Below are 8,839 nucleotides of genomic sequence, written 5' to 3' on the forward strand. Positions count from 1 at the left end.
AGCTGCTCACGTACAGCGGAAGCGCGACTGTGCCCAGTCGGCGAGCGCGGCCGTGTCGAACGGCGAGTGCGGCTCGACGACCAGGCGGATCGTCTCGCGCCCGCTGAGGTTCACCTGCACAGGAACCGCCGGGTCGCCGCCCTTGACCAGCGGTGACTGCCACAGCCGTACACCGTCCCCGAAGATCGAGAAGCGCACCTTGCCGAGGCCCAGCGTCATGTCGTCGACACCGACGACCGCGTCGTACGTCGAGCACGCGCGGTTCAGGTCGATGGTGACGGAGGACTGGCCATGGACGGTCACGCCGTGGCCGTACCGTGTGTTCGCGATGGACAGGCCGGAGCGCTGCCAGACCCAGCTGCTCTCGCCGAGCCGCATCTCGGGCTTGGTGCCGTCACCGACGACGCCGTACCGCAGCTCGCTCCACTGGTAGACCGACGGCGCGGGCGGCGGCGGAGGCGGCGGCTTGGGCTTCGGCTTGGACGGTGTGGGCGTCGGCTTCGGCTCGGGGGCCGGAGGTTTGGGCGTCGGCTTGGGCTTCGGGGTCGGCTTCGGCTTGGGCTTCGGCTCGGGAGCCTGCTTCGGGGGAGGCTTCGGCTTCTTCTCGGCGACGGGCTGCTCGGGCTTGGGCTTGGGCTTCGGCTTCGGGGGCGGCGGCTTGCTCGGCGCGACGGGCTCCGCGGCCGGGGGCTTCCCGGCGCTCGGCAGGTCCTTGGGCTTCTCCCCGCCCGCGGTGAGCGCAAGGGCCACAGCGGCGGCCGCCGCGACGACCACACCCGCGGCGATACCGGCCTTGGCGGGCGCACCGAGCCCCTCGGCGGCGGCACCGCCACCGGCCGCACCACCGGACGAGCCGCCGCTCGCCGCCGCCGCACCGGCGGCACCCGCTCCCGCGGCGCCACCGCCGACGAGCGCGGCCACCTTCGCGTACCCGGCGGCACCGAACCAGCCGATGACCGCGATCGGCACGACACCGGGGATACCGCTGGCGACTTCCTTGATCTGGCCCGCGGCCAGGCGGCACTTGGCGCACTCCTCCAAGTGCTTGCGCAGGCCGCGCTCGGCCCGGGTGCGCAGGCTGCCGCGTGCGTAGGCGCCGAGCCGGTCGGCGTAGCGCGCGCACTCCTCGTTCTGGGCGAGGGTGGTGCTCACATGGGCCTGGAGATACGCCTCCTTGAGCCCTTCGCGCGCCCGCTTGGCGAGCACCCGTGTGCCGTTGGCGTCGAGGCCGAAGAGCGTGGCGACGTCGCTGGGGGACTCGTCCTCGACCTCCGTGTGCCACAGCACGGCCTGCCAGCGCTCCGGGAGGCTCCGGAACGCCTGCATGGCCATGGACTGCTCGGCCTCGTGCATCGCGAGCACGTCCGCGCCCAGGTCGAGAGTGTCGTCGTCGGAGACCTCGGAGCTGCGGGAGGCCTGCGCCGCGAACACCGCGAAGTCCTCGACCAGCTGCTCCCGCTTCGCCGACTTCGTCCACCCGGCGGCGACCCGGCGCACCGTGGTGAGCAGATAGGCGCGCACCGCGTGCTCGGGCCCGCTGCCGCCCCGGACCGCCTGCAGCATCCGCGCGAAGACCTCGGCCGTGAGGTCGTCGGCGGTGTGCGCGTCCCGGCAGCAGGTGCGGGCGTACCGGCGAACCGCTTCTGCGTGCCTTCGGTACAGCTCTTCGTACGCGGTGTCGTCGCCCGAGCGCATCCGGGCGATCAAGTCACTGTCGGGCGGCGGGCCGTCGCTCCGGACGCCTTCGCGCTGCGGCGGGACGCTGGGATCCGCCCCGGAGGGCCCGTCCACGGGGCCAAGCCCGCCCGCGGCTCCAAGCTCTCCACCGGTTCCGGTTCCGGCTCCGGCTACAGATCCAGGTCCGCCACCGGTTCCGGGACCGCCCTGGCTCGGCACCTGCCGAGGAGGCAGCCCTCCGGCCTCCCCGCCCAAGGCGGAGGACGATTCGTCCCGCCCGTCACCACTCATCGCGGAAAGCCCCCGCTTGCACACTCAGACCCGGCCATCCGGGAAAGACTGCCACACGGGCGTGCCGCGGCCGACGGCGATGACGGTCAACCACCCTTCCGAGGTGACTTCCCGTATTCGAGCACTACCGTTCACCCATTCGGGGAAGGCTCAACCGCCACGTGTCGACCGGCAGTTGAGCCGTCCTCACTTCACCCTTGTGTCGCCCTTGTGCCGCTTTGTGCCGTTCGCGGGCCGTTCGCGGCCGTTCTCGGGCTGGTTCAGACCGTGGGGCGTGAGCGAAGACCCTCGAGCAGGATGTCGAGCAGCCGCGACGAGGCCGCAGCCTGCTGCGCCGCGTCCGGCAGCGAGGGCGCCGCCGTGGCTATCACCAGGAGCACGTCCGCCACGGTCACGTCCGGGCGCAGTTCGCCCGCCGCCCGCGCCCGCTCCACGAGCCGCCCGACGACGTCCAGGAGCGCGACCGCCCCCGGTTCGACCGCCGGTTCCTGAGCCGGAGCCGGGCGCTGCTCGACGAGCCGCAGCTCGGGAGCGGCCACGGCCGCCTGCCGCTGCTGCGGCACGCGCGCCTCGTCGTCCCGTGCCTCCGCGACCTCGTCCGCGACGCCCACCCGCAGCACCTGAGGCGGCAGGAGCCGCCCCGCGCCCGATGCGACGGACGTCCGCAGGAAGCGCGAGAGCGCCGACCACGGTTCGTCCTCCTGACCGAGCGCCGAACGTGCCTGGTCGGTCAGCCGGGAGGTCTCCTCCTCGGCTATGCGCCGCACCAGTACGTCCTTGCTGGGGAACCGCCGGTAGACCGTGCCGACGCCGACTCGTGCGCGCCGGGCCACGTCCTCCATCGGAGCGCCGTATCCCAGCTCGCCGAAGACCTCGCGCGCCGCGCGAAGTACGTGCTCGAGATTGCGCTGTGCGTCCACACGCAGCGGCGTCGCACGCGGTCCGTCCCCCATGGCGCGTCCGTTCCCGCTGGTGGCGACGGCTGATGCCGACGCCGTGCTGGAAGTCCAGTGAGATTCCTGAATATGCATACGTCTTCCCCCGGTAATGACGTCTCCCCCCGGAGACTCTCCCCGCCATTGGCAACCGGAGTGTGAGGATCGAACCCGAATCCCGGATCCTGTAGCTGGACCCGACGAGCGCATCCCCCGACACCCCGACGACTCACGAACATAGTTGAGGCAGAGTCAATTCAGAAGAGGTGGGTTCCGCACGGTGCGCCCCCCGATCGGAGTACGCACCGTTTCCTACCCGAATGATCCACCTCGCTCACCCCCTCTTCTCCTCGCTGACCTGCACACCTTTCATCTGCCGGGGCGCCGCACGCACGCCGTGCCGCGCGCCGCGGCCGGTCACACAAATTGTCGAGGCTGTGGACAAACTCCTGAGGTGCGTGCGTCATGGGATGGTGAAGGAACCTGTGCGCATTCTTGTTGTGGGCGGCGGCTACGTCGGCATGTACACCGCTCTGCGCCTCCAGCGGAAGCTGAAACCGGAGCTGAAGCGGGGCGAAGCGGAGATCGTGGTGGTGACGCCCGATCCGTATATGACCTATCAGCCATTCCTGCCCGAAGCCGCTGCCGGCTCCATCTCGCCGCGCCATGTGGTGGTACCGCTCCGCCGCGTCCTGGACAGATGCCGGATCGTCATCGGCGAGGTCACGTCGATCGAGCACGCCGCGCGCACGGCGTCCTTCACCACGCTCGCCACCGCCGACGAGGGCTCGGGCGCCGTCGACATCACGTACGACGAACTGGTCCTGGCCCCCGGCTCCGTCTCTCGCACCCTGCCTGTCCCCGGCCTCGCCGAGCACGGCGTCGGCTTCAAGACAGTCGAGGAGGCCATCGGCCTGCGCAACCACGTCATCGAGCAGATGGACATCGCCTCGTCGACGCGCGACCCGGCGATCCGCGACGCGGCCCTCACCTTCGTCTTCGTGGGCGGCGGTTACGCGGGCGTCGAGGCGCTGGGCGAGCTGGAGGACATGGCCCGCTACGCCTCGCGGTACTACCACAACGTCAAGGCCGAGGACATGAAGTGGATCCTCGTCGAGGCCACCGGGCGGATCCTGCCCGAGGTCGGCGAGGAGATGGGCAAGTACACCGTCCGTGAGCTGCGGCGCCGCAACATCGACGTACGTCTGGAGACCCGTCTGGACTCGTGCGAGGACCGGGTCGCCGTCCTGAGTGACGGCGCGCGCTTCCCCACCCGCACGGTCGTGTGGACCGCCGGCGTCAAACCGCACCCGGTGCTCGCCGCCACCGACCTGCCGCTGAACGGACGCGGCCGCCTCGACTGCACGGCCGAGCTGACGGTTGACGGCGTCACGCACGCGTGGGGCGCGGGAGACGCGGCGTCCGTCCCCGACGTCACCGCCGATGAACCGGGCAAGGAGTGCGCTCCCAACGCCCAGCACGCGGTACGCCAGGCCAGGACGCTCGGCGACAACATCGTCGCGTCCCTGCGCGAACAGCCCCTCAAGGAGTACACGCACAAATACGTTGGCTCAGTCGCGTCCCTGGGGCTCCACAAAGGCGTCGCACATGTCTACGGACGGAAGTTGAAGGGCTACCCTGCCTGGTTCATGCACCGCGTCTACCACCTGAGCCGTGTGCCCACCGTCAACCGCAAGTCCCGGGTGCTCGCCGAATGGACCCTGTCGGGCCTGTTCAAACGCGAGATCGTCTCCCTGGGCTCGCTCGAGCACCCGCGTGCGGAGTTCGAACTCGCTGCCGGGGGCAGAAGCCCGAAGGAGTCCTCCTGACCGGAGGCAGGAACTCCCTGCCGGACACCGGCGTCTGACGGATGTCAGTCCGGTCGGCCAGACTGTTCGTGTGACCATGGGCGGGCCAGGACCGCCGGAAATCCCCGCCCGATCCAGAAGCGACATCACGAGGCCTACCGCAGTGAACTTCACGCGCTGGAGCGCCCGGCTCCCCGGAACGCAGCGCCGCGCCGCGGCGCGCATCGACCTGGGGGTCTCCCCGCCACAGCGAGCCGAAAGCTCCGTCCCTGCGGCTCGCGCCGAAGGAGGGGGCAAGGAGGGCACGACCCTCACCCCGGCCGCCGGCGTCGACGAACTGCCCACCCGCGAGGTGCTCGACCGCATCCCGGGCCTCGTCGCCCTGGTGCACGGCCCCGAGCACCGCATCGCGTACGTGAACGACGCGTACGCCACCGCGTTCGGCGAGCGCCCGGTGGGCGAACCGGCCCGCGACGCGCTGCCCGAGCTCGACGAACTGGGCCTGCTGCCCCTCATGGACCAGGTCCTGCGCAGCTCCAAGCCGCGCACGGTCAAGTCCCGCAAGGCGCCGAGCGGCCGTTCGTACACGTTCACCTGCACCCCCGTGACGCTCCCCGCGGACGGCCCCGCCGCCGGGCTCACGGACGACGGGATCCTCGTCTTCGCCGCCGACGTCACCGACCACGCGGAGGCCGCCGAGCGGCTGCGGGCCAGCGAGCGCACCCAGCGCGAGACGGCCGTCACCCTGCAACGCTCGCTCCTTCCGCAGGAGTTGGAGCAGCCGGACGACCTGCGCATCGCCGCCACGTACCAACCGGGCGGCACGGAAGCCGCGGTCGGCGGCGACTGGTACGACGTGATCACCCTCGGCGGCGGCCGCACCGCCCTGGTGATCGGCGACGTCATGGGCCGCGGTGTCCGCGCGGCGGCCGTCATGGGCCAGCTCCGCACGGCCGTGCGCGCCTACGCACGCCTGGACCTGCCCCCGCACGAGGTCCTGCAGCTCCTGGACGGCCTCGCCACCGAGATCGACGCCATGCAGATCGCCACCATGGTCTACGCCGTGCACGACCCGAACGAAGGCAATCTGGTCTACGCCTCCGCCGGGCACCTGCCGATTCTCGTACGGGACGAGGGCGGCGTGATCCACCGCGCGGAGGAGCCCACGGGCCCGCCGCTCGGCACCGGCGGCTGGCAGCACACCTCGGGCTCGGTCCCGCTCGGCCCCGGCTCGACCGCCGTCCTCTACACGGACGGCCTGGTCGAGCGGCGCAGCGAGGACATCGACGAAGGCGTCGCCTCCCTGGAGCGCGCCCTCGCGGGCGCCACCGGCACACCCCAGGTGGTCTGCGACCGCCTGATCCGCGCCCTGGGGGTGACGGCCGACCACGACGACGACGTGGCGGTACTCGTCATCCAGCACCCGGCGCGCACCGGCCTGGACGCCGAACTGTTCCGGAACGCGGCCCTGGAGCTGCTCGGTGGCGTGGAAGCGGCGCCACGCGCGCGTGCCTTCGCGACCGGCGTCCTCGCCAGCTGGCGCTTCCCGCCCGAACTGCACGACCTGGGAGTCCTGGCGGCCAGCGAACTGGTCGCCAACTCCCTCCAGCACGGCACTCCGCCGATGCGCCTGCGGCTGCGCCGCACGGACCGCCGGCTGATCATCGAGGTCACGGACGGCGACGACCACCTGCCGCGCCGCCGTCGCGCCGAGCCCGCGGACGAGGCGGGCCGTGGCATCGCCATCATCGCCACGATCGCCTCGAACTGGGGCTCACGGCGCACGCCGGGAGGCGGCAAGGCGGTCTGGTGCGAATTCGCGCTCCCGCGAGCGTAAATCGCACTCCCGCGCGCGTAGTGGCCCGCCGATGCCCTAGGAGTTGGCCGGTACGGGCTGCTCCGGGGTGCCCTGAGCGACCACCCGGCTCTTGGCCACGTACGGCTGGTTCTGCAGGGGAGTGAGCCGGCGCCCAAGCCGTACCGCCAGCACCGTGATGCCCAGCGAGAACAGCAGGAACGTCACGATGTACGGCCCGTGCAGCGCGGCCCCCATCGGACCGCCGACCGCGGGACCGACCGCGAGTGCCAACTGCTTCACCAGGGCGAACGCCGAGTTGTACTGACCGACCATCCCGGCCGGAGCCAGATCGGCGACCAGCGGCGCGACGGTCGGCGACAGCATCGACTCACCGAGCCCGAAGAGCGCGTACGTGGAGATGAACGCGGCGGTCGCCATGGCCTGGCTGCCGTGCCCGAGCCCGGCGTAACCGGCCGCGAGCCACGCGACGGCCCAGATGAGACCCACGGCCGCGATCACCCGGGACCGCTTGCGCCGCTCGACGAACTTCAGGACGGCGAACTGCGCGACGACGATCACGGCCGTGTTGGCGGCGAGCGCGATACCGAGCGTCGACGGCGAGATCCCGGCCGCCTCCACGCCGTACGCGGAGAGGCCCGACTCGAACTGGCCGTAGCAGGCGAAGAAGAGCACGAAGCCGAGCACGCACAGCTGCACCATCGCCTTGTGACGCAGGAGCGCCCGCAGACCGCTCTGCGGGGCGGACCCGTCCGTGGGCACGGCGTCCTGGATGGACGGCGCGTGCGGAAGCCGCACGGTGACGACGATCGCGGCGAGCACCAGGAACATCACGGCCTCGATGGAGAACAGCGTGATGAAGCTGCCCGGGTCGTGCTCGTCGACGATCTGGCCGCCCATGAGCCCGCCGATGCCCAGGCCCAGGTTCTGCAGGAAGAACTGCATCGCGAAGGCACGCGTGCGCGTGGTGGGCGTCGAGCACCAGACGATCATCGTGGCGAGCGCGGGCTGCATCACCGCGGTACCGGCGCCGAGAAGAGCAGCCGAGACGATCGCGGTCGGTTCACTGTTCGCGAGGCCCAGGGCGAGGGCACCCACCGAAGCGGTCAGCGCCGCCCCCATCAGTACGGGGAGCGGGCCGCGCCGGTCGATGACGCGCCCGGTGACGGGCAGAACGATCAACGCGGCCATGGCAAAGGCAGCGAGCACGATGCCCGCTGTCCCGGCCCCCAGATCCCGCACCTGCGCCACGTACACGTAGAGGAACGGAACCGTGAACCCCACGCCGAACGCGCTCAGCGCGCTGCCCACCTGAATACGACGCATCGCTGCGCCCATCGCCCTGGTCACTTTCACCTGCCTTAGGAGTGAAGACTTCGAAGCTAAAGTTAGAAGCTAAACAATACACACAGAAGGACTTCAACGCCAAGCGAGGCCGTGCCATACTGCGGCCATGGGTGACACTCCCGGCCCCAGTGAGCCGACTCTCGAAGAGCAGATCGCCGCCTACCAGCGGGAGTTTCAGGACCTCGACCCCCAGGTCGAGGAGATCGTCTCGGCCCTCGGCCGCCTCAACCGGCGGATGAGCGTCGCCTACGGACGGCAGACCGCGACCCTCGGCATCAGCAACGCCGAGTGGGAGGTCCTCAAGGCCCTCGTCCTCTCCGGCGCCCCGTACCAAATGGGCCCCGGCGAGCTCGCCAAAGGCCTCGGCCTCACACCGGCGGCCATGACCCACCGCATCGACCGCATGGTGACGGAAGGGCTGGTCACCAGGGACCGCGACGAGAACAACCGCGTGCGCGTGATCGTCGAGCTCACCGCGGAGGGCCGCGAGAAGTGGCTTGAGGCGATGCGCCTGGCCACGGTCTTCGAGGAGGACCTCCTCCAGGACCTGTCCCAGGAGGAGCGCGGGGCTCTCGGGGAAGTACTGACGCGTCTTCTACGCAGGGTGGAGCACGCCCAGCCGGACGCGGGCGGACGCCTCACCGACCTGGACTGAGTGCTCGACCTCGGGTGTTTGACAGTCACCCACTCGATCCGTAAAGTTCTTCGGGTTGCCACGGAGCCGTAACGGTTCTGCGACAGCCACTCCAGCCGCTGAGACGCGGCAAAACAAACTCTGCATGACATCCCAACGGGAACGATTTCGGCATGCCCGATTTCAATTCCACGGCTCGATTATGAGTCGCCGGGAAAAACCGCTAGAGTTTGAGACGTCGGAACGGCCCAACAGCCGGGAAGACAAGCCCCGCTGACTGGGAATCAGGCCCGAAAGGATCTGATAGAGTCGGACTCGCCGGAAAGGGAAA

At 70.6% G+C, this 8,839-nt stretch carries 6 protein-coding genes; 3 read left to right on the forward strand and 3 right to left on the reverse strand.

Features of this window, described 5'->3' with window-relative positions:
* Window positions 1–6: 6 nt before the first annotated feature.
* Window positions 7–1,968, reverse strand: a complete 1,962-nt coding sequence (locus ACZ5CR_RS42485; protein ID WP_468868237.1) for a sigma-70 family RNA polymerase sigma factor — start codon at window positions 1,966–1,968, stop codon at window positions 7–9.
* A gap of 260 nt (window positions 1,969–2,228) precedes the next feature.
* Entirely contained in the window at window positions 2,229–2,999 is a 771-nt protein-coding gene (locus tag ACZ5CR_RS42490) for a TetR/AcrR family transcriptional regulator (RefSeq protein WP_468868239.1), read from the reverse strand.
* A 374-nt stretch (window positions 3,000–3,373) separates the two neighbouring features.
* Here ACZ5CR_RS42490 and ACZ5CR_RS42495 point away from each other — a divergent pair, with 374 nt between their 5' ends.
* On the forward strand, window positions 3,374–4,732 hold the full coding sequence (locus ACZ5CR_RS42495; RefSeq protein WP_468868244.1) for an NAD(P)/FAD-dependent oxidoreductase: 1,359 nt from the start codon (window positions 3,374–3,376) through the stop codon (window positions 4,730–4,732).
* Between the two features lie 142 nt (window positions 4,733–4,874).
* Window positions 4,875–6,548, forward strand: coding sequence for an ATP-binding SpoIIE family protein phosphatase (locus ACZ5CR_RS42500; RefSeq protein WP_468868247.1), 1,674 nt, complete (start codon window positions 4,875–4,877; stop codon window positions 6,546–6,548).
* A 36-nt stretch (window positions 6,549–6,584) separates the two neighbouring features.
* On the opposite strand, the gene ACZ5CR_RS42505 is transcribed toward ACZ5CR_RS42500, so the two are convergent.
* On the reverse strand, window positions 6,585–7,865 hold the full coding sequence (locus ACZ5CR_RS42505) for an MDR family MFS transporter (RefSeq protein WP_468868251.1): 1,281 nt from the start codon (window positions 7,863–7,865) through the stop codon (window positions 6,585–6,587).
* 115 nt (window positions 7,866–7,980) lie between these two features.
* Here ACZ5CR_RS42505 and ACZ5CR_RS42510 point away from each other — a divergent pair, with 115 nt between their 5' ends.
* Window positions 7,981–8,529, forward strand: coding sequence for a MarR family winged helix-turn-helix transcriptional regulator (locus tag ACZ5CR_RS42510; RefSeq protein WP_249589073.1), 549 nt, complete (start codon window positions 7,981–7,983; stop codon window positions 8,527–8,529).
* Window positions 8,530–8,839 lie beyond the last annotated feature (310 nt).

It is taken from the genome of Streptomyces sp. NPDC031274 (assembly GCF_055570235.1).